The 24,962-nt window shown below is 65.7% G+C and carries 20 protein-coding genes; 12 read left to right on the forward strand and 8 right to left on the reverse strand.

What is annotated here, in order from left to right:
• The first annotated feature begins 8 nt into the window (after nucleotides 1-8).
• The 3 genes from AB5Y80_RS01210 (at nucleotide 9) to ligA (ending at nucleotide 6,635) form a co-directional block, all read left to right on the forward strand.
• On the forward strand, nucleotides 9-3,383 hold the full coding sequence (locus AB5Y80_RS01210) for an AAA family ATPase (protein WP_368172425.1): 3,375 nt from the start codon (nucleotides 9-11) through the stop codon (nucleotides 3,381-3,383).
• Between the two features lie 15 nt (nucleotides 3,384-3,398).
• Nucleotides 3,399-4,529, forward strand: coding sequence for a cell division protein ZipA (gene zipA, locus AB5Y80_RS01215; protein ID WP_039039273.1), 1,131 nt, complete (start codon nucleotides 3,399-3,401; stop codon nucleotides 4,527-4,529).
• Between the two features lie 99 nt (nucleotides 4,530-4,628).
• Nucleotides 4,629-6,635 carry an NAD-dependent DNA ligase LigA gene (gene ligA, locus AB5Y80_RS01220; RefSeq protein WP_368172426.1) on the forward strand — a complete coding sequence of 669 codons (2,007 nt, stop codon included), beginning with the start codon at nucleotides 4,629-4,631 and terminating at the stop codon, nucleotides 6,633-6,635.
• A 57-nt stretch (nucleotides 6,636-6,692) separates the two neighbouring features.
• Here ligA and AB5Y80_RS01225 read toward each other — a convergent pair whose 3' ends face one another.
• The gene (locus AB5Y80_RS01225; RefSeq protein WP_368172427.1) at nucleotides 6,693-7,661 is read right to left on the reverse strand and encodes an ABC transporter substrate-binding protein; all 969 of its coding nucleotides are present in this window, start codon (nucleotides 7,659-7,661) and stop codon (nucleotides 6,693-6,695) included.
• A gap of 439 nt (nucleotides 7,662-8,100) precedes the next feature.
• Here AB5Y80_RS01225 and nrdD point away from each other — a divergent pair, with 439 nt between their 5' ends.
• From nrdD to AB5Y80_RS01245, 4 genes are all read left to right on the forward strand, one after another.
• Complete coding sequence (gene nrdD, locus AB5Y80_RS01230) at nucleotides 8,101-10,218, forward strand: anaerobic ribonucleoside-triphosphate reductase (RefSeq protein ID WP_042864245.1); 2,118 nt, start codon at nucleotides 8,101-8,103, stop codon at nucleotides 10,216-10,218.
• Nucleotides 10,219-10,327: 109 nt separating this feature from the next.
• Entirely contained in the window at nucleotides 10,328-10,837 is a 510-nt protein-coding gene (gene nrdG, locus AB5Y80_RS01235) for an anaerobic ribonucleoside-triphosphate reductase-activating protein (RefSeq protein WP_368172428.1), read from the forward strand.
• 57 nt (nucleotides 10,838-10,894) lie between these two features.
• Entirely contained in the window at nucleotides 10,895-11,065 is a 171-nt protein-coding gene (locus AB5Y80_RS01240; protein ID WP_010673454.1) for a YqaE/Pmp3 family membrane protein, read from the forward strand.
• 132 nt (nucleotides 11,066-11,197) lie between these two features.
• Nucleotides 11,198-11,587, forward strand: a complete 390-nt coding sequence (locus AB5Y80_RS01245) for an energy transducer TonB (protein ID WP_202608052.1) — start codon at nucleotides 11,198-11,200, stop codon at nucleotides 11,585-11,587.
• 58 nt (nucleotides 11,588-11,645) lie between these two features.
• Here the strand turns inward: AB5Y80_RS01245 and AB5Y80_RS01250 are convergent, their stop codons facing one another.
• The 4 genes from AB5Y80_RS01250 to slyA all read right to left on the reverse strand — a co-directional run bounded on the left by AB5Y80_RS01250 (nucleotide 11,646) and on the right by slyA (nucleotide 14,758).
• Nucleotides 11,646-12,005 carry an MliC family protein gene (locus AB5Y80_RS01250; RefSeq protein ID WP_368172429.1) on the reverse strand — a complete coding sequence of 120 codons (360 nt, stop codon included), beginning with the start codon at nucleotides 12,003-12,005 and terminating at the stop codon, nucleotides 11,646-11,648.
• A gap of 183 nt (nucleotides 12,006-12,188) precedes the next feature.
• Nucleotides 12,189-13,217, reverse strand: coding sequence for a DUF2955 domain-containing protein (locus AB5Y80_RS01255; protein ID WP_010673457.1), 1,029 nt, complete (start codon nucleotides 13,215-13,217; stop codon nucleotides 12,189-12,191).
• A gap of 10 nt (nucleotides 13,218-13,227) precedes the next feature.
• On the reverse strand, nucleotides 13,228-14,283 hold the full coding sequence (locus AB5Y80_RS01260; protein WP_103260631.1) for an HlyD family secretion protein: 1,056 nt from the start codon (nucleotides 14,281-14,283) through the stop codon (nucleotides 13,228-13,230).
• Nucleotide 14,284: 1 nt separating this feature from the next.
• Complete coding sequence (slyA, locus tag AB5Y80_RS01265; RefSeq protein ID WP_010673459.1) at nucleotides 14,285-14,758, reverse strand: transcriptional regulator SlyA; 474 nt, start codon at nucleotides 14,756-14,758, stop codon at nucleotides 14,285-14,287.
• 258 nt (nucleotides 14,759-15,016) lie between these two features.
• On the opposite strand from slyA, the gene AB5Y80_RS01270 reads away from it, so the two are divergent.
• A complete protein-coding gene (locus AB5Y80_RS01270) occupies nucleotides 15,017-16,582 on the forward strand; it encodes a sensor histidine kinase (protein ID WP_010673460.1) in 1,566 nt (521 codons plus the stop codon).
• Between the two features lie 3 nt (nucleotides 16,583-16,585).
• Nucleotides 16,586-17,278, forward strand: coding sequence for a response regulator (locus AB5Y80_RS01275; RefSeq protein WP_039039279.1), 693 nt, complete (start codon nucleotides 16,586-16,588; stop codon nucleotides 17,276-17,278).
• Nucleotides 17,279-17,392: 114 nt separating this feature from the next.
• On the opposite strand, the gene AB5Y80_RS01280 is transcribed toward AB5Y80_RS01275, so the two are convergent.
• Nucleotides 17,393-18,301 carry a LysR family transcriptional regulator gene (locus AB5Y80_RS01280; RefSeq protein ID WP_041214711.1) on the reverse strand — a complete coding sequence of 303 codons (909 nt, stop codon included), beginning with the start codon at nucleotides 18,299-18,301 and terminating at the stop codon, nucleotides 17,393-17,395.
• Between the two features lie 99 nt (nucleotides 18,302-18,400).
• Here AB5Y80_RS01280 and AB5Y80_RS01285 point away from each other — a divergent pair, with 99 nt between their 5' ends.
• Nucleotides 18,401-19,384, forward strand: a complete 984-nt coding sequence (locus AB5Y80_RS01285; protein ID WP_323880570.1) for an aldo/keto reductase — start codon at nucleotides 18,401-18,403, stop codon at nucleotides 19,382-19,384.
• A 114-nt stretch (nucleotides 19,385-19,498) separates the two neighbouring features.
• On the opposite strand, the gene AB5Y80_RS01290 is transcribed toward AB5Y80_RS01285, so the two are convergent.
• Entirely contained in the window at nucleotides 19,499-20,386 is an 888-nt protein-coding gene (locus AB5Y80_RS01290) for a DMT family transporter (protein ID WP_010673465.1), read from the reverse strand.
• A 96-nt stretch (nucleotides 20,387-20,482) separates the two neighbouring features.
• Between AB5Y80_RS01290 and AB5Y80_RS01295 the strand changes: the two genes are divergently transcribed.
• The gene (locus AB5Y80_RS01295) at nucleotides 20,483-21,277 is read left to right on the forward strand and encodes a helix-turn-helix transcriptional regulator (protein ID WP_010673466.1); all 795 of its coding nucleotides are present in this window, start codon (nucleotides 20,483-20,485) and stop codon (nucleotides 21,275-21,277) included.
• A 51-nt stretch (nucleotides 21,278-21,328) separates the two neighbouring features.
• Here AB5Y80_RS01295 and AB5Y80_RS01300 read toward each other — a convergent pair whose 3' ends face one another.
• A complete protein-coding gene (locus AB5Y80_RS01300; protein WP_368172430.1) occupies nucleotides 21,329-22,846 on the reverse strand; it encodes an aldehyde dehydrogenase family protein in 1,518 nt (505 codons plus the stop codon).
• A 290-nt stretch (nucleotides 22,847-23,136) separates the two neighbouring features.
• On the opposite strand from AB5Y80_RS01300, the gene AB5Y80_RS01305 reads away from it, so the two are divergent.
• Nucleotides 23,137-24,813 carry a sigma-54-dependent Fis family transcriptional regulator gene (locus AB5Y80_RS01305; protein ID WP_368172431.1) on the forward strand — a complete coding sequence of 559 codons (1,677 nt, stop codon included), beginning with the start codon at nucleotides 23,137-23,139 and terminating at the stop codon, nucleotides 24,811-24,813.
• Nucleotides 24,814-24,962: the final 149 nt, after the last annotated feature.

The following is a 24,962-nucleotide window of genomic DNA, read 5'->3' on the forward strand; positions in this document are numbered from 1 at the left end:
AGGCCGCCATGCGTCTGAAATTGATCAAACTCGCCGGTTTCAAGTCGTTTGTCGAGCCGACCCGCATCGAACTCAACGCCGACATGACCGCCGTGGTGGGCCCCAACGGCTGCGGAAAATCCAACGTCATCGACGCCGTGCGCTGGGTGCTGGGGGAGAGCTCCGCCCGCCATCTGCGCGGCGAGAACATGACCGACGTCATCTTCAACGGCTCCATCAACCGCAGCGCCCATGGCCGCGCCTCGGTGGAGCTGGTGTTCGACAATCCCCACAACCGGGTACCCGGCGAGTTCGGCCGCTTTACCGAGATCTCGGTGCGCCGCGAAGTGCTGCGCGACGGCTCCAATCACTACCAGATCAACGGCCAGAAGTGCCGCCGCAAGGACGTGACCGACCTCTTCCTCGGCACCGGCCTTGGGCCCCGCAGTTACGCCATCATCGAACAGGGCACCGTCAGCCGGCTGGTGGAGTCCCGCCCCGCCGATCTCAAGCTGTTCATGGAAGAGGCCGCCGGGGTCTCCCGCTACAAGGAGCGGCGCCGCGAGACCGAGCAGCGCATCCGCCATACCCAGGAGAACCTGGAACGCCTTGGCGATATCCGTGGCGAACTGGGCTCACGCCTCGAGCATCTCAAGGCCCAGGCCGAGACCGCCGAGCGCTACAAGCAGCTCAAGAGTCGATCACGTGCCGCTCGTGCGGAGCTGATCGGCTCGGAACTGTGGGCGCTGGAGACACGTCTTGGCGAAGCCAAGACCGAACTGGCCCAGACCGAGCAGGCGCTGGCAGCACTCGATGCCAAGCGCACCGCCGACGAGGGGCGTCACGTCACCCTGTCGGTGGCCCGCCAGGAGGCGCAGGCCGAGCAGGCGAGCCGCCAGCAGCAGATTTTCCTCGGCGGGCAAGCCATCGCCCGCCTCGAGCAGCAGCAACTGCACCAGAGCGAGCTGGGCCGCGACTGGCAGGCGAGGCGACAAGCCCTCGGCGAGCGCATCGAGGGGCTCAAGGCCCAGCTGGCCGGCCAGCTAGAGCAACTGGGCGAGAGCACGTTGCAGGGGGAGGTAGCGTCGGCGCGTCTGGATCAGTGTGAGCAGTTGCTTACCGACCAGCAGAGCGTGCGGGCGGCGGCGGGCGATCGGCTCGAGCAGACGCGCCAGCGTCAGCAGCAGTGGCAGCAGCAGCTGGGCCAGTTGCAGGGGCGGCTCAACCAGACCCGCGCCGAGATGAACGGTCTGCAGGAGCTGCAGGCCAAGACCCGGCTTGCCCGCCTCAAGCTGGAAGACGAACAGGCCGGGCCCCTTGGCGGGGAGGGGGAGAACCTGCAACCGGCCCTCGATGCCCTGGCGGCGGAACTCTCGCTCTCCCGCGCCCGCCATGAGGAAGCCGATGCGGCGTGGCAGGCCGGCGTGTCGTGCCATGAAGCACTCAAGGCAGAGCAGGGTCGCCAGCAGGGCCTGCTGCGCGAGCTGGAGGCGCGCCTCGCCACCCTGGATCAGATCCTGGGGGAGCAGATGGCGGGTGCGACCCTGGCGGATCGGTTGCAGGTTCCCCCCGAGTGGGCCCGGGGGCTGGACAAGGTGCTCGGCCGCTGGCTCACCGCAATCCCGGCGGACGAGTGCAACCTGGCGCAACCTGGACTCTGGATTGGCCCGGCCCAGCCAGCCAGGGCCGGTACCCTGGCGGCGCAACTGGGGGGCGAGCACATTCCGGCTTTCCTCAATGCCATCTGGCTGGCAGAGAGCAGGGAGGAGGCGCTGTCCCGCCTGCACAGCCTCTCTGCCGGTGAGTCGCTGCTCACTCCCGCCGGCGACTGGTTTGGCCCCAACTGGGCGGATCTGGGGGAGGGCATGGCCCTCGGTACCCTGGCGCTGCTCGGTGAGCGTGAGCGGCTGCACACCGAGCTAGCCGCGGGCCGGGAGGCGCTGCACAGACTCGACGAGCAGCTTGTCGCCGCCGATGCAGCGCGGGCCCAGCAGCATGGAGCGCATGAGCTGGCTCAGCGCACCCTGCGCGAGCAGGAGCAGCGGTGGCAACAACTGCGCGAAGCCTGGAGTCTGCGCGAGGGGCAGCGCCAGGAGCGCTTGCAGCGCCTGGGCCAGCTGGGGGAAGAGCTGGCCCGGCTCGATAAAGAGCAGGCTGAGGAGGCGCAGCGGCTGGCGTCGGCCGGGGAGCGGCTTGAGCAGGATGAAGCGGCCCTTGGCGAGCTGCAGGAGCAGGGGGAGGTACTCGCCGAGGCGCTGCTGCTTGCCCAGGAGCAGGTAAGCGGGGCGGAGCGGGCGCTGGAAGAGGCGCGCCTTCGCCGGGAGCAGCAGCAGGCGGCCTGCCAGCGGTTGCAACTGGAGCAGCAGAACCAGCGCCAGCTCATCACGCTGCGCGAGCAGGAGCTGGCCCGTCTCGGCCTGGAGCTGGCGGAACTCAAGGAGCCAGGGGCCGCTCCGAGTCAGGATCTGTCGCCCCTGCTGGTCGAGCAGCGCAATCTTGAGGCGCAGCAACTGGCCTGTCACCAACGGCTCGCAGAGCTGGATCGTCAGCTGACCGAGCTGGAGCAGGCCAGAAGCACCGATCACAAGCAACTGGTGAAAATTCAGGAGAAGCTGGCGACCCTGCGGCTCGAGCGCGAGCGCAACCTGACGCGCCGGCAGGGACTGCACGAGCAGTTCGAAGAGCTGGGCGTGCGCCTGGTGGACCTCGATCAGGCTGTGCTGATTGCCGCTGATCGCGGCAAGCTGCGCCAGGAGATCCAGACGCTGGAGGCGCAGGTGGAGGCGCTTGGCGCCATCAACCTGGCGGCACTGGAGGAGTATGAGGAGGCGAAAACCCGCGCAAGCTACTTGGAAAATCAGTGCCAGGATCTGGAGCAGGCCCTCGACACCTTGAGCCAAGCCATTAAAAGAATTGATAAAGAAACACAAATACGCTTCCGCGACACTTTCGATAAGGTCAATGAAGATTTAAAATCCCTGTTCCCAAAAGTGTTCGGGGGGGGCAGTGCCTGGCTTGAGCTGACTTCGGATGATCTTTTGGAGGCCGGAGTGAGCATCATGGCAAGACCTCCGGGCAAGAAGAATGCTACCATTGCCCTGCTTTCCGGGGGGGAGAAGGCGCTAACCGCCCTTGCGCTGGTTTTTGCCATCTTCAGACTCAATCCAGCACCATTTTGTCTGCTGGATGAGGTGGATGCACCGCTCGATGAAGTGAACGTCGGTCGCTTCTGTTCTCTTGTCAAAGAGATGTCGAGCACAGTACAGTTCGTTTACATCAGTCATAATAAGGTCTCCATGGAGATGGCCGAGCAGCTGGTTGGCGTCACGATGCAAGAGCCCGGGGTTTCGCGCATAGTGTCGGTCGATATCGGTGAAGCCGTCGCTTTGGCTGAGCAAAACTAGAAAGAGAAGCAGCTAATGCAGGAATTGCGTTACATCTTGGTTGCCCTGGGCGGTATTGCCATCGCGGCATTGCTCATTCACGGGTTGTGGAGCAACAGAAAGAATCGTCAGGCACCGATCAAGGAGAAACCCCTGGGTCGGATGGAGTCCAAGTCCCGTGAGCGTGACAACGACGCCTTCGACAGCGATGGCATCGGTCAGGTGCGTGTGGTGAGCGGTGGCCGTCGTGCCGAGCCCAAACTGCGCAGCGACGAGGCCCGTCAGCCCGAACCCCGCCGTGTCGCCCCCGTTCCCGCCTTCGATGATGAAGATGACGACGCCGATCTGCCGCCTCCCGTGGTGCGCAAGCCTGCCGCTCGCCCTGTCCCCCCTCAGCCTGTGTATGAGGAAGAAGAGGACTATGACGAGCCGGTTGCCGCCCCTGTTGAAGAGGCCCCTGCCGCGCCGGTGCGCAAACCTGCACAGGTGATCCGCCGTACCCCGGTACACCGTTCCCGTCCGCAGCGCGAGCCCATGATGCAGCCGCTGGACGAAGAGCCGCTGGTGGAGCCGGCCTATGCCCAGGCGCCGACCTTCGGTGCACGCGAGCCGGCACCGGTTGCCCAGCAGGCTCCCCGCTACGCCCAGCCGGCTTATGAAGAGCCCGCTTACGATGACGAGCCAGCCTATGAAGAGCCGGTTCACGCAGCCGAGCCAGAACCCGCCCCGGCCCCGGTCGAGAAGATCTGGCAGGATGTCTATGTTATCAACCTGATGGCCCGTCCCGGCCACGATCTGCAAGGTGCGACCCTGCTATCTTCCCTGCTGGCGTTGGGCTTCAAGTTTGGCGAGATGGACATCTTCCACCGTCACGAAGATCTGGGCGGCAAGGGGGAAGTGCTCTTCTCCATGATCAACATGGTCAAGCCGGGTACCTTCAACCCCTATCGCATGGAGCAGTTCAGCACCCCGGGTGTGTCCCTCTTCATGCAACTGCCCCTTCGCAGCAATGCCGCCTTCGCCTTCGAGCACATGTTGCAGGCCGCGGATCAGCTGGCGAGCGATCTCGATGCCATGCTGACCGACGCCTCGCGCAGTCCCCTCAGCGACGACGACATCGCCCGCTACCGTCACGAACTGGCGGCCTACGAGGCCAGCCGCGACTGAAGCGCCATGGGGTTTGAACAATGAAAAGTGCGGTACCCCGGTGCCGCATTTTTGTTTCTGCCCCAGACTGAATGTTCCATCACACTTCGAGACTTTTTCATGAGCGATATCCTCTCCCGCCACCGTCAACTGTGTGAGCTGCTGACCGAGTACGGCCATCAGTACTATGTGCTGGACAACCCCACGGTGCCGGACGCCGAATACGATCGCCTGATGCGCGAGCTGATCGCGCTGGAGGCCGAGCATCCCGAGCTCAAAACCCCGGCCTCGCCGAGCGTGCGGGTGGGGGGCCAGCCGCTGACCGCCTTCAAGCAGGTACGCCACGAGATCCCCATGCTGAGTCTGGACAACGTCTTCAGCAGCGAGGAGTTGCAGGCGTTCGAGCAACGCATGAGTGATCGCCTCAAGCGGGAGGTGACTTTCACCTTCTGTTGCGAACCCAAGCTCGACGGTCTGGCGGTGAGCCTGCTCTACGTGGATGGCCAGCTGGTACAGGCCGCCACTCGCGGGGACGGTACCACGGGGGAGGAGATCACCGAGAACGTGCGCACCATCAAGGCCATTCCCCTGACCCTGCGCGGCCAGGGGTGGCCTGCGCGGCTGGAGGTGCGTGGGGAGGTCTTCATGCCCAAGGCGGGGTTCGAGGCGATGAACCGCGATGCGCTGGCGGCGGGGGAGAAGGTGTTCGTCAACCCGCGCAACGCCGCTGCCGGCAGCCTGCGCCAGCTCGATTCACGCATCACCGCCAGCCGCCCCCTCAGCTTCTATGCCTACGGCGTGGGGGTAGGCGGCGACGAGCTGGGGGAGTCTCACTTCGCTCGCCTCAATCAGCTCAAGGCCTGGGGTCTGCCGCTCAGCCCCGAGGTGAAGCTCAAAGAGGGTGCCGCCGGCTGCCAGGCGTTTCACGACGACATTCTGGCGCGCCGTAGCGAGCTCCCCTACGAGATCGACGGCGTGGTCTACAAGGTGGACGACATCGCCCTGCAAGGGGAGCTCGGTTTCGTGGCCCGCGCGCCGCGCTGGGCCACCGCCCACAAGTTCCCGGCAGAAGAGGAGATGACCCTGCTGGAGAATGTTGAGTTCCAGGTGGGCCGCACCGGTGCCATCACCCCGGTGGCCAAGCTCAAACCCGTGTTCGTCGGTGGCGTCACCGTCTCCAACGCCACCTTGCACAATGCCGACGAGATTGAGCGGCTCGGCGTGATGATTGGCGACACCGTGATAGTGCGCCGGGCGGGGGACGTTATCCCGCAGATCGTCGCCGTGGTGGAGGCGCAGCGCCCGGCCGATGCCCGCGCGATCCTCTTCCCCACCCAGTGCCCGGTGTGCGGCTCGGCGGTGGAGCGGCTGGAAGGGGAGGCCGTGGCCCGCTGTTCCGGCGGTCTCTTCTGCGAGGCCCAGCGGGCGGCCGCCATCAAGCACTTCGCGGCGCGTCGCGCCATGGATGTGGATGGCCTTGGCGACAAGATAGTGGAGCAACTGGTGGACAAGGGGCTGGTGAAGACCCCGGCAGACTTGTTCAGCCTCAACGCCATCCAGCTGGCCGGGCTTGAGCGGATGGGGCAAAAATCGGCCCTCAACCTGGTGGCCGCCATCGATGCCGCCCGCAGCACCACCCTGCCCCGCTTCCTATTTGCCCTGGGGATCCGCGAAGTAGGAGAGGCGACCGCCTTGAACCTCGCCAACCACTTCCTCACCCTGGATGCCCTGCGCGCCGCCTCGGTGGAGCAGTTGCTGGAGGTGCCTGACGTGGGAGACATAGTGGCCAAGCACGTCTACTACTTCCTGCGCCAGCCCCACAACATCGAGGTGCTCGACGCCCTGCTGGCCGCCGGTATCCACTGGCCGGCCATCGAGAAGAAAGAGATAAGCGATCAGCCCTTTGCCGGCAAGACCTTCGTGCTGACCGGCACCCTCACCGCCTTGTCGCGCAACGACGCCAAGGCGGCGCTGCAGGCCCTGGGGGCCAAGGTGGCGGGCTCCGTGTCGGCCAAGACCGACGTGCTGGTGGCGGGGGAGGCGGCAGGCTCCAAGCTCGCCAAGGCCCAGGAGCTGGGGATCACCATCTGGACCGAAGCCGAGTTGCAGGCGGCCATTCAGCCCTGAGGATGCACGTTTGAGCAGACAAACCCGGCCCATTGGCCGGGTTTGTCGTTGGTGGGCTCACTCGACGTAACTCACCTTGTCCTGCCAGGCATCGGGAGCCGTCAGGTGCCAGCGTGCCAGTTCGCTCTTGCTGAACAGATATTCCCCGCGGGATGCGGCGCGGGGGGAGAGGGCGCCGGGCGCCGTGCCCGAGAGGATGGCATTGGCCAGTTCGGCGGCTCTTTCTCCCTGACTGTGGCCGTCGAGCACCAGGCCGCCGATGGCGGCTCCCCTGCCCACCGCAAAGGCCCAGAAGCAGAACAGTGGCACCGGGCTGTTGGCGCTGGTCCATGCCAGCACCTGTTGCTCGCTCACATGCTGGCCCTGCGCGTCGGTGAGAGTGTGGTAGAGGCCGAGGAAGAGCGCCTGATAGCCATTTTCCCGGCTGGCGAGCACTGCCTCCTGCCAGCGTCCGTAGTCGGTGAACTGGCGGCTGCTGATCCGGGTCTGGCCTATCGTCAGCTCGCCTCGCCCCTTGAACTCGTGGGCGACGGCGGTGCGGGACACCTCGCTTTCGTCAAACAGCACCAGGGCGCGCTCCAGTCCTCCCATCAACTGACTCATCTCGCTGATGCTGCGCTTGAGCAGGGGGCGTTCCAGTACGCCGGTGATCAGGGGGTGGCCGACCAGACCCTTGGGGCGCGGATTCTCGTTCATCCCGAGAAACACCACGGGCGTTCCCCGGGCGGCGATGGGTCGGGCGAGGGCGTTGATGGCGTTGTCATCCCCCAGGATCACCAGCGCCGGCTGGTGCGTCCGGTAGGCGGCCATTCCCTTGGCGAGCAGTTCGTCACGGGTCTGGCCGGGCTGGCGCTTGGTGTCCAGATAGAGATAGCCGAGGTGATGCGCCTGCTTGAGGTGCTGCTCGAGGCCGGCACTGTAGCTCTGATCCCACTGGTTGCTCTGGTGATAGCTGCTGATCACCAGGATATCAGCGGCCAGCAGCGGGAGGGGGAGGAGGGAGAGCAGGAGCAAGACCTTGGTCACGTGTGTTTTCCGCAAGGGAGAGACTGTTCCCCAGTATGTGCTCTCCCGCTCTCTGGCGCCTCGGTCAATTGTTGTCGGAAAGCGTGCCCCTCTCTTTTTATCCCTTGCCGGGCGGGAGCCCGCATCCCGTCTGGGGTGAGCAAAAAGAGCGCCTTTTGGCGCTGGTCGTGAACTGCCCCACTCCTTCCAAAACCTGTTCTGGATCAAGAAACAGGGTACCGCTTTGGTGCCTAATAGACCCCACATATAGGGGTAAGCATAAAAAAAACACCCATATATAGTGTCATAAAGCTGTGCATAAGTGGTCGCCCTCTCAGTGTCAGCCCAGGTGTTTCAAGCCTTGGCGGACCTTGTTTGCGCCGGGGACGGGCGTGGAGAAGGGGACTCAACGAGGGTGAGCCGAGGGTGGCCACCAGGTCTTTCAATACGGGGAAAATCGATGAAACCGGTAGTGATCAAACGCGATGGATGTCGTGCACCATTCAATGGCCAACTGATCCGCGATGCGGTCAGCCGGGCGGCGGCAGCGGTCAATCAGGCCAGTCCGGCGCTGGCAGAGCGCATTGCCGCCGCTGTCAGCCAGGAGCTGGAGGGACGAGGGGAGGTAGACATCCACGAGATCCAGAACCGGGTCGAGAACCACCTGATGGCCTCCGACGACAAGGCCATCGCCCGTGCCTACATCGAATACCGTCACGACCGGGATCAGGCCCGAGAGGCCCGGGGTCGTCTGGCCCAGGAGATCCGCGGCCTGGTGGAGCAGACCAACGCGGCCCTGCTCAACGAGAACGCCAACAAGGACTCCAAGGTGATCCCGACCCAGCGTGACCTGCTGGCGGGCATTGTCGCCAAGCATTACGCCATCAGTCACATGCTGCCCCGTGACGTGGTGCAGGCCCACGAGAGCGGCGACCTGCACTTCCACGATCTCGACTACTCCCCCTTCTTCCCCATGTTCAACTGCATGCTGATCGATCTGCAGGGGATGCTGACCCACGGCTTCAAGATGGGCAACGCGGAGATAGACACCCCAAAATCCATCAGCACCGCCACCGCGGTGACCGCCCAGATCATCGCCCAGGTGGCGAGCCATATCTATGGCGGCACCACCATCAACCGCATCGACGAGGTGCTGGCACCCTATGTGACCATCAGCTGGCACAAGCATCGGGAGGTGGCCGAGGAGTGGGGGATCAGGGACGTGGATGCCTATGCCATGGCCCGCACCGAGAAGGAGTGCCACGACGCCTTCCAGTCCCTCGAATACGAGGTCAATACCCTGCACACCGCCAACGGTCAGACGCCCTTCGTCACCTTCGGCTTTGGCCTGGGGGACAGTTGGGAATCGCGCCTCATCCAGCGCGCCATCCTTGGCAACCGCATCGCCGGCCTTGGCAAGAACAGGAAGACCGCCGTCTTCCCGAAACTGGTGTTCGCCATCAAGGATGGCCTGAACCACAAGCAGGGGGATCCCAACTACGACATCAAGCAGCTGGCGCTGGAGTGCGCCTCCAAGCGGATGTACCCGGACATCCTCAACCACGACCAGGTGGTCAAGGTGACCGGCTCCTTCAAGACCCCCATGGGGTGCCGCTCCTTCCTCGGTGCCTACGAAGAGAATGGCGAGCTGGTCCACGAAGGGCGCAACAACTTGGGGGTCGTGAGCCTCAACCTGCCGCGCATTGCCCTGAAATCCCGCGATGAAGCGGACTTCTGGGACAAGCTGGACGCCGCCCTGCGGGTGGCCAAGACAGCGCTCATGTACCGCATCAAGCGCCTCGACGGGGTCAAGGCCCGGGTCGCCCCCATCCTCTACATGGAGGGGGCCTGCGGGGTGCGCCTCAAGGCCGATGACAACATCAGCGAGATCTTCAAACATGGCCGCGCCTCCATTTCGCTGGGTTACATCGGGGTACACGAGACCATCAACGCCCTCTATGGCACCGACGTCCACCTGTTCGACAGCGAGACCCTGCGCCAGAAGGCCATCGCCATCATCGCGCGGCTCAAGGCGGCCACCGACGAGTGGAAGGAGGAGACCGGCTACGGCTTCAGCCTCTACTCCACCCCGAGCGAGAACCTCTGCACCCGTTTCTGCCGCATCGACGCCAAGGAGTTTGGCGTGGTGGCCGGGGTGACCGACAAGGGCTACTACACCAACAGCTTCCACCTGGACGTGGAGAAGCAGGTGAACCCCTACGACAAGCTGGACTTCGAGGCGCCCTATCCGCCCATCGCCAGCGGCGGCTTCATCTGCTACGGCGAGTACCCCAACATCCAGCACAACCTGGAGGCGTTGGAGAACGTCTGGGACTACAGCTATGACAAGGTGCCCTACTACGGCACCAACACCCCCATCGACGAGTGCTACGACTGCGGCTTCACCGGCGAGTTCGAGTGCACCTCCAAGGGCTTCACCTGCCCGCGCTGCGGCAACCATGACCCCGCCAAGGTGTCGGTGACCCGCCGGGTGTGCGGCTATCTCGGCAGCCCGGATGCGCGCCCCTTCAACGCGGGCAAGCAGGAAGAGGTCAAACGCCGCGTCAAGCATATGTAAGCGAGCAGACCCCACCCCAGCCCTCCCCTTGGCAGGGGGGCAAAGAAGCTCCTCCCCCTTTCGAAGGGGGAGGTTGGGAGGGGGTTGGCCGTTAACCCAGAGAACTCGAATGCACTACCACCAGTACTACCCGGTCGATGTGATCAACGGCCCAGGCACCCGCGCCACCCTGTTCGTGTCGGGTTGCGAGCACCAGTGCCCCGGCTGCTACAACCAGAGCACCTGGCGGCTCGATGGGGGCAAGCCGTTCGATGAGGCGATGAGCGATCGCATCATTCACGATCTCAACGACAGCCGCATCAAGCGGCGCGGACTGTCGCTCTCCGGCGGCGATCCGCTCCACCCCGCCAACGTGCCGCATGTGCAGGCGCTGGTGAAGCGGGTGCGGGCCGAGTGCCCCGGCAAGGACATCTGGTGCTGGACCGGCTATCTGCTGGCCGATCTCAGCCCGGCCCAGCGGGAGCTGGTGGCCTTGCTGGACGTGCTGGTGGATGGCAGGTTCGAGAAGGCCCTGGTGGATCCCGGTCTGCTCTGGCGCGGCAGCAGCAACCAGATGGTTCACGACCTCAACGCCTGGCGGAAAGGAGGAGAGCGGATCCCCTGTCTGGTTTGCAGTTGAGGCCTTGGGTGTTTATGGTTAGGCCAACCCCAAGCGCTGTTTACACGAGGAATCCCGATGAACAATCTGCTCAAGATCCTGCTGGCCATCTTTCTCCCCCCGGTCTGCGCCTTTATCCAGGTGGGCTTCAGCCTCCATTTCCTCATCAACATAGTGCTGACCCTGCTGGGCGGTCTGCCCGGCATGGTCCATGCCCTCTGGCTGGTGGTAAGCGACAAGCGCGCCTGAGCCGTGAGAGATCACAAGGCCAACCCTCCGGGGTTGGCTTTTTTTGCCTGCCAGATGGGGGCTTCCCGGATGAGCCCCTTTGCCTGACACTGGCGCGTCGCTCATGGAGTCGAGCGATACAACGAAGAGGGAATGTCAGTGCGTGTGAAAGGGTTGTTGCTGTGGGCCGCCCTGGCCCTGCTCGGGGGCTGTGCCACCACCGCCAAGCTGAATCGGCCTCCGGTGGATGTCACCTGGGAAACGCTGCCCGAATACTGGGTGTTGGTGGGGGATGCCATCACTTTTAACCCGGTCGGGGGGCTGCCGGCGAAGAGGCCGGTCAAGGGGTATGTGACCCTTCGCTACCTCATCGATTCCAATGGCACGCTGTTCAGCCCAGAGGTACTGGAGTCCCAGCCTCCCGGCGTGCTGGATCTCATCGCCATCTCCGGGCTGGCGCAGCTGCGCTACCGGCCATCGGAGCAGAATCAGCAAGCCATTCCGGCTCGGGTTGTGGCCCGATTTGAAGTGGAAGTGAAATGACAAACACCCCGGCCAGGCCGGGGTGTTTCGTGTGGGCTGTGTGCCATGACGGCGCGGATCACTGCTCCTTGCAGTCGTTGTAGCGGCTCTGCCACTCCCCGGCGTCATCACGCATCTCGATGAACCCCTCCTTGCCCTTGTTCCACCAGACCACCTCGTGATCGTCGGTATAGCGGGCGCCGGAGGCGGAAACCGCCTGGGGCAGGGTGTAATCCTTGCCATCGGGGAGGGAGAGCTTGACGAAGTTCAGGCTCTCGTCCGAGAGGGAGAAGTAGCGAACCTGCACTTTCTGGTTCTGTTCACACAGATAGGTGACGGGATCGCCGCCGGTCACTCCCAGCTTGCCGCTGCCCAGATCGCAGCCGCCGAGCAGGGTGATGGCGCCCGCCCCCAGTAGAAAGAGCTTGGCGTGTTTCATGTTTGATCCTCACAACGGTGTCATATGGCCTTGAGCCTAACAGGATGAGGCACAACTGCAACCTCGTGGCAGGAGCCCTGCGTCGGGATGCGTCCGTCTCCCTCTGGTCCGTGGGGCAGGCAAAAAAACGCCCCGGCAGGCAAGCGGGGCGAAAGGGAGCCATCCAATGGCTGCAGAAAAGGGTCAGTGGCCGAACCGTGTCGCCTCGAAGCGATTGAGCAGCCGGTGGATGAGGTAGCAGGCGAGCAGGGTGACCACGATGGCAAAGAGGATGCTGCTCACCCGATAGAGGGCGCTGAACACCAGGTCGTTGCCCGGGGTCAGGTACTGGCCGAACAGGATGCCGAGGGTGGTGAGGGCACCGAAGCCGACTCCGGAGCCGCTTGCCTCCTTCACATGGGCATAGCTGAACAGCATGGCGCCGAGCCAGAGCACCGGGGTCACCAGCAGCAGCAAGCCGGACCAGTCATAGAGCACCAGCTGCCCCAGGATGCCGAAACTCACCCCCAGCAGGGTGCCCATGGCCCGCTTGCGGGCATAGTCCAGGGCGCCGTTCCAGTGCATGGGGAAGAGCAGCAGCAGGGTGGTGGCCTGGGCAGACATGGAGTCGCGCAGATCGAAGATCTGGAACACCAGGAACGAGAGGGTCGCGATGGACGCCCCCAGCAGGGCTTCGTGGCGCATCCGGTGCGGCGCCTTGGGGGAGGGGGCCGGCCTGGGGCGCTCCTCCACGTCCGGAATGAGGGCCGTCATCAGATAGGCGATGAGCACCGACAGGACGCTGGCCCAGAGATTGCTGAAGATGAGGTCGTTCAGATCAATCCCGGGGTAGCTGGCAAAGTGCAGCATGATGCTGAGGCTGAGCACCCCGTTGGCACCGAACAGGAACAGGCTGCCCCGGGACATGGCGGCGAAACGGTAGAGGAAGAGCAAAAAGACCAGGGGAGTCATGAGCCCCGGGTGGCCGCCAAACAGGCCGCCGAGCAGCCCCACTTCCAGACCGCACATGGCGGCGGAGGCGATGAGCTGGCGGGCGGCGTGACCGTTCATCACCGGCACCAGGCCGAGCAGCAGCACCGGGGTGACGGTGAAGAAGACCCCGTTGCTCCAGCCGAAGATCTTGCACAGCACAAACCCCAGGGTACAGCCAAAGGCGATGCGCAGACACTGGCGCAGTTCGTTGGGGGTGAGGGGTCTGTGCCACAGGTTCATGGTCGTCATCTCAATAGATGTAGTGCAGCAGGCTGAGCAGACGGATCTGGCCGCGGGCCAGCAGCCCGGTCAGGGTGTTGTCCGGCAGCAACTGCACCGTGGCGCGGGCCCCGGCCGGCAGGTGGGCGGGCAGTTGCTCCAGGGTCAGGTGCAGGCGCAGGCGCTGGGCATCGCGCACCCAGCGATCGGACTCGACGGGGTTCGCAAGCTGGCCGTTGGCGTCAAACTGGCCGGCACTGACCCCGGCATCCAGGCTGGCGACGCGAGCCGGATAGAGACGACCGGGCTCGCCGTCGAAGGCGACGAGGGCCTGACTGCCGGCGCTGACGTGGCGCAGGCTCTTCTCGCGAAAATCGGCGATCACGTCCACCTGCTCGGAGACCAGGGCCAGCAGGGGGGAGCCCGCATTGGCCACGCTGCCAGGCTTGAGCTGCAGGTTGGTGATGATGCCGTCCTGGCTCGCATGAACCCGGCTGTAGGCGAGGTTGAGCTCGGCCTGGGCGAGGCGGTTGCGGGCCTGGCGCAGCAGCAGGTTGTCTTCCCCTGGCAAGCCGCGGTTGACGCGGGCCTGCTCTACCCGGGCCTGGCTGCCGAGCAGGTTGGCACGGGCGGTGCGGGCGGCGCTGTCGGCGTCATCTTTCTGCTGTTCAGAGACCATGTGACGGCGGTAGAGGGCGTCGATGCGCGCCGCTTCCCGCTGCTTCTGGTCGGCCTGGGTGCGCAGCGAGCTGTACTCCGCCTCATAGGCGGTCAGGGTCGCGTCCAGCTGGCGGTTCTGCTGCCTGGCCTGATCCAGGGCGAGCCTGGCCTGATCCACGGCGAGCTGGAAGGGTTCCGGGTCGAGGGCGAACAGCAGATCCCCCTGCTTGACGTGCTGGTTGTTGGCGACGGCGACCTCGACCACCTTGCCGCTGACCTGGGGGGCCATCCGGGTGACGACCCGGGTTGCCATGGCCTGGGGGGTCAGGGGCATCTTGATGTCGGCCAGCAGAAAGTAGCCAAACACCAGGACGAAGCAGGCGATGGCCCACTTTATCCAGCGCTTGAATTGTTGATCCGGTGTCATCTTATTCTCTCTCTTCATGCTGTGCGGCTATCTTGCCGAGGGCGTTGGCGGAGATGCGGTGCACAATGTCTTCAAACTGGGCCAGCTCCTGCTGGCTGATGCCGGTGAGCAGTTCCCGGCGCACGGCGATGATGCGGCCCTCGATCTGATCGAGCAGCGCCTTGCCCGCCGGGGTCAGGGTGACGATGCGGGCCCGCTTGTCCTGGCTGCAGCAGTGGCGCTCGATCAGCCCCTGCTCCTCGAGCTGACCCAGGGTCCGCATCAGGGAGGGGAGCTCTATCTCCAGGGCCTCGGCCAGGGTCTTCTGGCTGAGGTGGCCGCCGAGGCGGCTGAGTTTCCACAGGGCGGTCCAGCGGGGATGGGTGAGCCCCAGAGGTGCCAGCTCGAGATCGGCCACGGTGCGCCAGAGCCGGTGCAGTCGCCCCAGCTGCTCGGCGAGGGAGAGTTCTCGCAACATCTCCAGATCCTTTTTCATGACGGGCACCTCAATTACTTAGCTTGCGAAGCATTATATTTATTTCGCAGGCTAAGTAAATAGTGTGATATAGCTCACGTTCAGGTTTTTTGCCCGGGCCGTGGTGTTTAAGTTTTTATATGGCTTTGCGGGCCAGCTAACCGACAACGGCCGGGGGAGGCGCTAGAGTGGCCACCTTTGAGGTGCGCCAGGCTGGCCATTGACCCGGCCGGGGGACACCCTCACCCTGGGCTTTCCTGTCCGCTGCAAGGTTGAACGATGAAACTGCGCCACCAGCTAGTCACCCTCTCGCTTGGCTTGTCACTGCTGCTGATCCTGATCCTGGGCTGTCTGCTCGCCCTCTTCATGCGCCACCTGCTGGAGAACAACCTGAAGGAGAAGGGGAGCGATCTGGCCCGGGTGCTGGCGGCGGACAGCCGGGTGGTCCGGGCCCTGGAGAAGGGGAGCGATCCCGGGCTGCGGGATTATGTGCAGGGGATCTGCAGCCGCACCGACGCCGCCTACATGGTGGTGACCGACGAACATGCCAGGCGCCTGAGCCACCCCTCCCCCGAGCTGGTGGGCCAGACCTTCCGGGGGGAGGACATCTGGCCTGCACTCCAGTCGCGCGAGAGCTACTGCTCCCGGGACGTGGGCACCCTGGGCCCCGCCATCCGCTGCTTCGCTCCCGTGGTGGGGCCCGATGGCCAGGCCATCGGCGCGGTGGCGGTGGGTTATCTGATGCGCACCGTGGAGGGCACCTATCAGGAGCGGATCGCCCTGCTGGTCGGCGCCATCGCGGCGGTGCTGGGGTGCGGCCTGCTGCTGGCGCTCTGGGTGCAGCACCTGCTGCGCCGCACCCTGCTGGATCTGGAGCCGGAGACCATCGCCAATCGCTTCGCCCAGCAGGATCTGGTGCTGGAGGGGATCTCGGAGGGGATAGTGGCCCTGGACAACCAGCACAGGATCACCATGCTCAACAGCGCCGCCTTCTATCAGTTGCGACTGCCCGGCACCGGGCGCCACGCCCTGCTGGGCCGCTCCCTGGCGGAGCTGGCCCCCGGCCTCGTGCCCACGTTGCAGCAAGGGGGGGCGGTCAGGTTCACCGTGCAGGGGGATGACTTCGTCGGCCACTGGCAGGAGCTCAGCGGTCGCGAGCCGGGGCGCATGCTCATCTTCAGCCGGCCAGACGGCACCGGCAGCCTGGGCATGCAGGTGACCCACCTGCGCCAGTACGGCGAGATGCTGCGCATCCAGACCCATGAATTCGCCAACAAGCTCAGCAGCCTCTCCGGCCTGCTCCAGCTCGGCCACGTGGATCAGGCGGTAGACCTCATCCAGCAGGAGAACGAAGCCTGCCAGAACATGTTGCAGGATCTACTGCGGGTCATCGAGAACAAGCCGGTGGCCGGGCTTATCCTCGGCAAGTTCAGCCGGGCGCGGGAGCTGGGGGTGGAGCTGGTGCTGGATGCGGGGTCGGCCCTCGGGGAGTATCCGGCCGAGGTGTCGGCGGATCTCATCACCTGCATCGGCAACCTGCTGGACAACGGCATTCGCGCCGCCTGGGGGAACCGCGAGCACGCCGCGCCCAGGGTGCTGCTCTCCCTCGATGATCTGGGGCGGCGGCTGGTGATCGAGGTGGAGGACAGTGGCGAGGGGGTGGACGAGGCGCTGGCGGATCACCTGTTCGACTACGGTGTCAGCCGCCAGACCGGGGATCACGGGGTCGGCCTCTTCCTGGTCAAGAAGACGGTGGCCAGGCGGGGGGGCGTGATAGAATGGCGCCGCACCGCCGAGCAGACGACCCTGTTCGGTATCTATTTGAATAAAAACCAATTGGTGTAAGTCATGAAGCCAATCTTCACGCTGATTATCGAGGATGACGAGCGGATAGGCGCCATGTTGGGGGAGCTGGTCTCCTCCACGGCCGGGTTCTCCCTGATGGGGCGGGCCGGCACCCTGGCCGAGGCGGATCGCCTGATGGCGGGGAGCGAGCCCCGCTTGCTGATGGTCGACATCTCCCTGCCCGATGGCTCGGGCCTGGAGTGGGTGAGCCGGCTGCGCAGCCACAACCGGGAGGTGATGGTGATGATGGTGACCGCCTCCTGCGACGTGGAGACCATACAGCAGGCCCTCAACCTGGGAGTCCAGGATTACGTCATCAAGCCGCTGCGGCTGTTTCGCATCCAGCAGAGCCTGGAGGAGATCCTGGTCCTCCATCGCCGCCTGTGCGAGCCGGGGGAGTTGGCCCAGAGCGATCTGGACCGCCTGATGGGCAAGGCGCGCAACCAGGGGCGGGAGGCGCGGGAAACCCCCAAGGGGATCGACGCCATCACCCTGCGCCAGGTGCTGGACCTGCTGGCGGGGGAGCCGGACAACACCTTCTCCACCGACACCGTGGCCCTGCGCCTCTCCCTGAGTCGCACTACGGCCCGCCGCTATCTGGAGTTTCTGGAGTCAGAAGATCGGCTGGACGTGGAGCTCAACTACGGCCAGCGTGGCCGCCCGGAGCGGCGCTACCACTGGCGCCGGGAGTCGTGACCCCGCCGCAGGCACAACGCCGAAGAGGCCGCGCACACCATGCTGCGCAGGCCGCGCAGATAAAAGGGAGCCTTTGAGCTCCCTTTTGTTTCGCCCCGATGCGACCCGGCCCCTCTATCTGGGGTCGCCCGAGAAGGGGTGCAGGGCGGTGCGGGCGCGCTCGAACAGGGCGATGAGGTGATCCGCCACGGCTCTCACCCGCCGGGAGTGGGCGAGATCGCTGTGGAGCACCAGCCAGATGGGCTGATCCACCCCGAGCTCCGGCAGCAGGCAGACCAGATCCGTCTGGCGGGCGAGGTAGTGGGGCAGTACCGCGAGCCCGAGGCCGGCCTGGGCGGCGGCGAGCTGGGCCGCCAGGGTGCCGGTCTCCACCCGGCAGGGGCGGCCGCGCAGCATGCGGGTCATCCATCTGGCGGCGGGCAGGTGGCTCTGGGTTTCGTTCCAGCCGATGAAGTCATCCTGATCGAAGCTGGCGGCATCCACCCCGGGGCTGCGGGCATCCAGGTAGGCGCCGGTCCCGTAGAGGCCAAAGCCCAGGGTGCCCAGGCGCCGCAGGGTGAGGTGGCCGGCATCGGGCTTGACCATGCGCACCGCGAGATCGGCATCGCGCCGGTGCAGGTTCACCGTCTGCACCCCGGTGACCAGCTCCACCCTCAGCTCGGGGTGCTGGGCAAAGAGCGTCGGCAGGGAGGGGATGATGAGGGGATTGGCCAGGTTCTCGGCGGTGGCGAGGCGCACTGTGCCGGCCACCTGCCCCTGCTGCTGTCCCGCCTCGCCAAAGGCCAGCCCCGCATGTTCCAGCGCCTCGGCCCGCTCCAGCAGGGCCTCACCGTCGTCGGTCAGGCGATAGCCCTGCTGGTGGCGGCTGAACAGGGGCAGGCCGAGGGCCGCCTCCAGCCTGTCCAGGCGCCGGGAGACGGTGGCCACCCCCATGCGCAGGGCGTGGGCGGCACCGCTCAGGGTGCCGCTGCGGGCGATGGCCAGGAAGACGCGGGCGTCGTCCCAGAGCAGGGGATCGTGCATGGTTTTTCCATAATCGGAAGATAGGTTGCCAGTTACCTCTATATCTCATTCATTTTCGGAAGACCATACTCCCCTGCAACTTGTCAGGGAGAAAATGCGATGCAACGACGAACACTGGGAGCCAATCTGCAGGTCTCTGCACTGGGGTTGGGCTGCATGGGGATGAGCGAATTCTACGGGCCGCGGGACGATGAGACGTCCTTGCGGGTGCTGGCGGAGGCGGTGGAGCGGGGCATCGACCTGCTCGACACCGCCGACATGTACGGCCCCCACCACAACGAGGCGCTGATCGGGCGTTTTCTCGCGGCCCGGCGGGGGCAGGTGAAGGTCGCCACCAAGTTTGGCATCGTGCGCCAGCACGGGGAGTACAGGCGTACCCTCGACAACAGTGCCCGCTATGCGCGCCAGAGCTGCGAGGGCTCCCTGCGCCGCCTCGGCATCGAGCAGATCGATCTCTACTATGTGCACCGCCTCGATCCGGCCCATCCCGTCGAGGAGACCATGGCCGGGCTGGCGCAGCTGGTGCAGGAGGGCAAGATAGCCCGCATCGGTCTGTGCGAGGTGAGCGAGGCCACCCTGAGGCGCGCCCATGCCGTGCACCCGGTGGCGGCGGTGCAGACCGAATACTCCCTCTGGACGAGGGAGGTGGAGGCGGCGGTGCTGCCCGCCTGCCGGGAGCTGGGGATTGGTCTGGTGGCCTACTCCCCCCTGGGGCGCGGGTTTCTGACCGGGCGTTACCAGCAGGAGGCGGTGTTCGAGGAAGGGGATTTTCGGGCCGGTCTGCCGCGGTTTCAGGGGGAGAACCTCGCCACCAACCGCACCCTGGTGCAGGCGGTCATGGCCCTGGCGCAGCAGAAGGGATGCTCGGCGGCGCAGATAGCCCTGGCCTGGCTGCTGGCGCAATGGGAGGGGATAGTGCCCATCCCCGGCACCCGGCGCCTGACCCACCTGGCGGATAACCTCGGCGCCCTCTCGGTGCGCCTCTCCCCAGCAGAACTCGGGGCCCTGGGACAGGCCATCCGGACCCTGCCGGTGGCGGGGGAGCGCTATACCGCAGAGGGGATGAAGGGGGTGAACGCATGAGCGGCTCGCACTCAGCCCGCCCCGGGTTGGCCTGCTCGCTCCGTTGAGGGCACCACCTGGGCGAGAAAATGACAAAGGGAGCCGAGGCTCCCTTCTTTCATGGTGCTGGCCGGCTCAAGCCCCTTCCGGCAGAGGACGGCGTACCCTCGGCTTGAGCTGGGAGAGCATGACCCCGGTCAGGATGAGGCCGCCCCCCAGCAGGTGATAGCCGTGGATGGGTTCCCCCAGGGTGATGACAGCGATGAGGGCCGTGCACAGGGGCATCAGGTTCATGAAGACCGAAGTGCGCTCCGCCCCCAGGGTGGCGAGGCCGCGCATCCAGCAGTAGGCGGCGAAGATGGAGGAGGCGAGGCCGGCGAACAGCACCATGCTCCAGCCCTGGGCGGGAATGGCCAGGGAGTCGGCAGAGAGGGCCACCGGGATGAGCAGCAGCACTGCCAGCAGGATCTGCAGGTAGAGGTTGAGCCAGGGGCCGAACGGCAGTTGCCAGCGGCGGATCAGCAGGCCATAGAGGGCATAGCTGGCCGCCCCCAGCAGCATCATGCCGTCGCCGGGGTTGATGCCGCTGTGCAGCAGTGCCAGGGGATTGCCCTGACCCAGCAGCCAGAGCACCCCGAACAGGGAGAGGCTCATGCCGAGCAGCGCCTGCTTGCCCGGCTTCTGGCCAAAGCAGCAGGCCCCGATGAGCAGGGTGAGCAGGGGCAGCAGGGAGCCGATGACCCCCATGTTGGTGGCCGAGGTGCTGTGGGCGGCGTAGTAGGCGAGGCACTGGTAGAGCACCATGCCGAGCAGGGAGAGCACCAGCAGCTTGCCGAGCCAGGGGCGGATGTCGGCCCGGCGGCGCCAGAGCTGCGGCAGACAGAAGGGGGAGAGCGCGAGGGCGGCGATCACCCAGCGATAGAAGGAGATGGCGGCGGGATCCAGCACGCCGGCGGCGGCCTTGGAGACCACGGTATTGGCGGCCCAGATCAGGATGGCGAGCAGGGGGAAGAGAAAAGGCATAGGCACTCCTTGGTACGATGGGGAGAGTCTAGCCTTGTCTTGAACGAGGTAAGTAGCGTAAATAAGACATGTCATAACCGCTTTGGGACAATCTGCATGGGCACCCTCACCCTGGCCGAGCAGGATCGCCTGCTGGCCGACCCCAACCCCCTCTACTTTCGCTACAGCCAGATCCAGGGGGGCAACGCCTGCGCCGAGCACGCCCACCCCTGGGGTCAGCTCAGCCTCATCAGCCTGGGGGTCATGGTGGTGGAGGTGGGGGGAGAGCGGCTGGTGGCGCCTCCGGACTACCTCATCTGGGTGCCGGCGGACCTGCCCCACACCGCCTTCAACGAGCAGACCCTGGATTACACCTCCATCTACGTGAGCCACGCCCTGGCACCGCGCCTGCCACGGGAACCCCAGCTGCTGGCGCTCACCCCCTTGCTGCGGGCCCTGCTGGAGGACTTCACCCAGCGCCGGGTCGGCCACATGGAGGATGAGTGGGATGCCCGTCAGGGTGAGCTCTTCATCGAGAAGCTGGCCCGCACCCGTTGCCAGCCGAGCTACCTGCCCCAGAGCCGGGATCGCCTGCTGGCACCCTTGCTGGCGGCATTGCAGGCGGCGCCGGAGGACAACCGCACGCTGGTGGAGTGGGCCAGGGCGCTGCACACCACGGAGCGCACCCTGGCGCGGCGCTGCCAGAAGGAGCTTGGCATGAGCCTGGGCCAGTGGCGCACCCGGCTGCGGCTGGTGAAGGCGCTGGACTGGCTGCGGGGCGAGATGCCGGTGCAGGAGATCGCCTGGCGCCTCGGTTACGCCTCCACCTCGGCCTTCATCGCCATGTTCCAGCGGGAACAGGGCTGCGCCCCCCAGCGCTATCGCCAGCAACTGGGCCAACCCGTGGCCTGAACCGCATGAAAAAGGGCGCCCGCAGGCGCCCTTGTGGATCAGGGGATGGGCTTAGAAGAAGCCGAGGGGGTTGATGTCGTGGCTCACCAGCAGGTTCTTGGTGTTCTGGTAGTGGTCCAGCATCATCTTGTGGGTCTCGCGACCGATCCCCGACTTCTTGTAGCCGCCAAAGGCCGCATGGGCCGGGTAGGCGTGGTAGCAGTTGACCCAGACCCGGCCGGCCTGGATGCCGCGCCCCATGCGCCAGGCCAGGTTGCTGTCCCGGGTCCACAGGCCGGCCCCCAGCCCGTACTGGGTGTCGTTGGCAATGGCCAGCGCATCCGCCTCGTCCTTGAAGGTGGTGACCCCGAGCGCCGGCCCGAAGATCTCCTCCTGGAACACCCGCATCTTGTTCTGGCCCGAGAAGATGGTGGGCTGGATGTAGAAGCCCCCCTCCAGCCCGCTCACCTTGGCCGGGCCGCCGCCCAGCAGCATCTTGGCCCCTTCGCCGCGGCCGATCTCCATGTAGCTCAGGATCTTGTCGAACTGCTCGCGGGACGCCTGGGCCCCCACCTGGGTCGTGGTGTCGAGGGGGTTGCCCTGCACTATGGTGCGGGCGCGGGCCAGCACCCGGTCCATGAAGTCGTCATAGATGTTGGCCTGCACCAGGGCGCGGGAGGGGCAGGTGCACACCTCGCCCTGGTTGAAGAAGGTCATCAGCATCCCTTCCACCGCCTTGTCGATGTAGCTGCTCTCGTGCTGCATCACGTCGGCGAAGTAGATGTTGGGGGACTTGCCACCGAGCTCCACGGTGGAGGGGATCAGCTTGTCGGCGGCGCAGCGCAGGATATGGGCGCCCACTTCAGTTGAACCGGTGAAGGCGAGCTTCTGGATCCGGTTGCTGGTGGCGAGCGCCTGGCCCGCCTCGGCGCCGAAGCCGTTGACCACGTTGACTACGCCAGGGGGCAGGATGTCCTTGATGAGATCCATCATCAGCATGATGGTGACCGGGGTCTGCTCGGCGGGCTTGAGCACGCTGCAACAGCCGGCCGCCAGTACCGGGGCCAGCTTCCAGGCGGCCATCAGCAGGGGGAAGTTCCACGGGATGATCTGGCCGACCACCCCGATGGGCTCCTTGAAGTGGTAGCTGACGGTATTCTGGTCCAGCTCGGCGGCGGAGCCCTCCTGGGCGCGGATGCAGCCGGCGAAGTAGCGGAAGTGATCCACCACCAGGGGCAGGTCGGCGGCCAGGGTCTCGCGCACCGCCTTGCCGTTCTCCCAGGTCTCGGCGACGGCAAGCCGCTCGATGTTCTGTTCGATGCGATCGGCGATGCGCAGCAGCAGATTGCTGCGCTCGGTGACGCTGGTCTTGCTCCAGCTGGCGAACGCCTTGTGGGCCGCGTCCAGGGCGAGCTCGATGTCGGCGGCGTCGGAGCGGGCCACCTCGCAGAACACCCGGCCATCCACCGGCGAGATGTTCTCGAAATAGCGGCCGGCGCGCGGCGCCACCCAATCGCCACCGATGAAGTTGTCATAACGGGATTTGAAGCTGACCAGGGCACCTGCCTGACCGGGAGCGGTATAAATCATCTCATCATCCTTATGTGTGTGTGGTCCTGACCGGCCTGGCGGGCAGTCCGGTTGCTTCCTGTCATCGCAAGGGGCGTGCCAGCGGGTGGCGCTCTACACAAAAAGGTTGCAAAAACGTTATCAAACGGGGTGCCAAGGGGTATCTTGGTTAACCAGTGCCCCCCAGGACGGCCCCCGAACTGTGCCGTTTCTGAACATCGGGTGTGACACTGTGCCGTTTGTGAACAGGAGACGTGATGAAGGCGCTCCCCCAAGGCGGCCCTATTCGCGAGTGTGTAGAAGGAGGTGTGATGAGCGAGTTGCCTCAATCCGGTGCCAGCCCAATCCAGCGCTCCTGGGAGCGCTGCCTGCATCAGGGGCTGAGCCGCCAGCAGAGCGCCGAGCTGGATTTGCTGCCCCAGGGGGAGCTGTCGGCTCGCCAGGAGCAGCACAGGACGCTCATCGCCTGCTTCCAGCGCTTCGTGCTGCCGCTCTTTGGCCAGTTGCTGGCGGGCAGACCCTGTCGTCTGCTGTTGTGTGACGGCGAGGGGGCCATCCTCGCGGTGAGCGGAGACGACCGGTTTGCCCGCCATGCCGAGCGCATTTTTTTGCGCAGCGGCGCCCGCTGGGGGGAGGCGAGCAAGGGCACCAACGCCATCGGCACCGCGCTGGCCGAGCAGAGCGAGGTGCAGGTGCTGGGGGCGCAGCACTTCTTCGCCCAGCACAGCTTTCTCAGTTGCAGCGCCTGTCCCCTGCTCGGGCCGGACGGGCAACTGCTCGGCGTGCTCGACATCTCCACCGATGCGGCCCACCACAGCGGCGACATGCTGGGCACGGTGCGTCTCCTGGCCATGACCCTGGAAAACGCCCTGCTGGCCCGCCAGCCGGGCTGGCTGGTGGATCTCGATCCCCAGAGCCTCTGGTCTGCCCGCCTGCTGCTGGGGGAGGGGGGCGAGCTGCTCGGGGCCAACCGGGCCGGTCGGCTCTGGCTCGGCCAGCACCCCTTCGACGGTCAGCAGTTGCTGCGCGAGCGCCGCGGCCTGCGGCTGGTGCCGGAGGCGGGGGAGCGCGCCGCCAGGCTCCCCCTGCCGAGCGCGGTTGAGGAGGGGGGATCGCAGGCGCAGCAGGTGCCACTCAAGATGCTGGAGCGGGGCATCTCATTGCTCATCGAGGGGGAGACCGGCAGCGGCAAGGAGCACCTGGTGCGCACCCTGCACGCCAGATCGAGCCGTCGGGAGCGGCCTCTGGTGTGCGTCAACTGCGGCGCCTTGCCGGCGGAGCTGGTGGAGGCCGAGCTGTTCGGCTATGTGGGGGGGGCCTTCAGCGGTGCCCGCAGCCAGGGCAGCCAAGGCTATCTGCGCGCCGCCCACGGCGGCATCCTGATGCTGGATGAAATTGGCGAGCTGCCGCTCCAGGCCCAGACCCGGCTGCTGCGGGTGTTGCAGGAGCGCGTTGTCACCCCGGTAGGCAGCCACAGACCCGAGGCGGTGGACTTCTGGCTGGTCAGCGCCAGCCATCGGGATCTGGCGGCCATGGTGGCGGCCGGCACCTTTCGCGAAGATCTCTACTACCGCATCTGCGGCTGGCGCCAGCAACTGGCACCCCTGCGGGCCTGGTCGGTGCCCGAGCGTCAGGGGCTGATCCTGAACCTGCTCGCCCAGATGGACCCGGCACTGCAACTGAGCCGGGAGGCGGAGCAGCGGTTGCTGGCCCACCCTCTGCCCGGCAACGTGCGCCAGCTCAAACAGGCGCTGGAGGTGGCCTGTGTACTGGCAGAGGGGCAGGGCTGGATTGAACCTGCCCATCTGCATCTGCCCGCCGTGGCGGGGGGAGCGAGCTCACCTTTGGGAGGGAATACCCTGCGCGAGCAGAGCCGGCAGCGGGTGCAGCAGACCCTGACGGAGTGCGGCGGCAACGTGAGCGAGGCGGCGCGCCGTCTTGGCATCAGTCGCACCACCCTCTATCGGGCGCTGCGGGAGGAGGGGTAACGGGTGTCGCGCCGTCCAGCGCTTGTGTAGACTGCGGTGGCAAGGACGTTTTTTCGTTATGTTTCCATCGCAGGGAGTGCGCAATGATCCATCTTACGACCGACGAGGCTCCCCGCCTCTCTCCCGGCTGCTGGCCGATGCCGCTTGCG

The organism is Aeromonas sp. R2-1 (assembly GCF_040908425.1).
Lineage (GTDB): Bacteria > Pseudomonadota > Gammaproteobacteria > Enterobacterales > Aeromonadaceae > Aeromonas > Aeromonas caviae.

Coding starts and splice junctions, on each gene's coding strand:
- nrdG (WP_368172428.1), top strand. CDS start 10,328: ATGCACTACCACCAGTACTACCCGGTCGATGTGATCAACGGCCCAGGC.
- AB5Y80_RS01305 (WP_368172431.1), top strand. CDS start 23,137: ATGAGCGAGTTGCCTCAATCCGGTGCCAGCCCAATCCAGCGCTCCTGG.
- AB5Y80_RS01290 (WP_010673465.1), bottom strand. CDS start 20,386: ATGCCTTTTCTCTTCCCCCTGCTCGCCATCCTGATCTGGGCCGCCAAT.
- zipA (WP_039039273.1), top strand. CDS start 3,399: ATGCAGGAATTGCGTTACATCTTGGTTGCCCTGGGCGGTATTGCCATC.
- AB5Y80_RS01250 (WP_368172429.1), bottom strand. CDS start 12,005: ATGAAACACGCCAAGCTCTTTCTACTGGGGGCGGGCGCCATCACCCTG.
- AB5Y80_RS01275 (WP_039039279.1), top strand. CDS start 16,586: ATGAAGCCAATCTTCACGCTGATTATCGAGGATGACGAGCGGATAGGC.
- AB5Y80_RS01295 (WP_010673466.1), top strand. CDS start 20,483: ATGGGCACCCTCACCCTGGCCGAGCAGGATCGCCTGCTGGCCGACCCC.
- ligA (WP_368172426.1), top strand. CDS start 4,629: ATGAGCGATATCCTCTCCCGCCACCGTCAACTGTGTGAGCTGCTGACC.
- AB5Y80_RS01300 (WP_368172430.1), bottom strand. CDS start 22,846: ATGATTTATACCGCTCCCGGTCAGGCAGGTGCCCTGGTCAGCTTCAAA.
- AB5Y80_RS01240 (WP_010673454.1), top strand. CDS start 10,895: ATGAACAATCTGCTCAAGATCCTGCTGGCCATCTTTCTCCCCCCGGTC.
- nrdD (WP_042864245.1), top strand. CDS start 8,101: ATGAAACCGGTAGTGATCAAACGCGATGGATGTCGTGCACCATTCAAT.
- AB5Y80_RS01270 (WP_010673460.1), top strand. CDS start 15,017: ATGAAACTGCGCCACCAGCTAGTCACCCTCTCGCTTGGCTTGTCACTG.
- AB5Y80_RS01280 (WP_041214711.1), bottom strand. CDS start 18,301: ATGCACGATCCCCTGCTCTGGGACGACGCCCGCGTCTTCCTGGCCATC.
- AB5Y80_RS01285 (WP_323880570.1), top strand. CDS start 18,401: ATGCAACGACGAACACTGGGAGCCAATCTGCAGGTCTCTGCACTGGGG.
- slyA (WP_010673459.1), bottom strand. CDS start 14,758: ATGAAAAAGGATCTGGAGATGTTGCGAGAACTCTCCCTCGCCGAGCAG.
- AB5Y80_RS01255 (WP_010673457.1), bottom strand. CDS start 13,217: ATGAACCTGTGGCACAGACCCCTCACCCCCAACGAACTGCGCCAGTGT.
- AB5Y80_RS01245 (WP_202608052.1), top strand. CDS start 11,198: ATGTCAGTGCGTGTGAAAGGGTTGTTGCTGTGGGCCGCCCTGGCCCTG.
- AB5Y80_RS01210 (WP_368172425.1), top strand. CDS start 9: ATGCGTCTGAAATTGATCAAACTCGCCGGTTTCAAGTCGTTTGTCGAG.
- AB5Y80_RS01260 (WP_103260631.1), bottom strand. CDS start 14,283: ATGACACCGGATCAACAATTCAAGCGCTGGATAAAGTGGGCCATCGCC.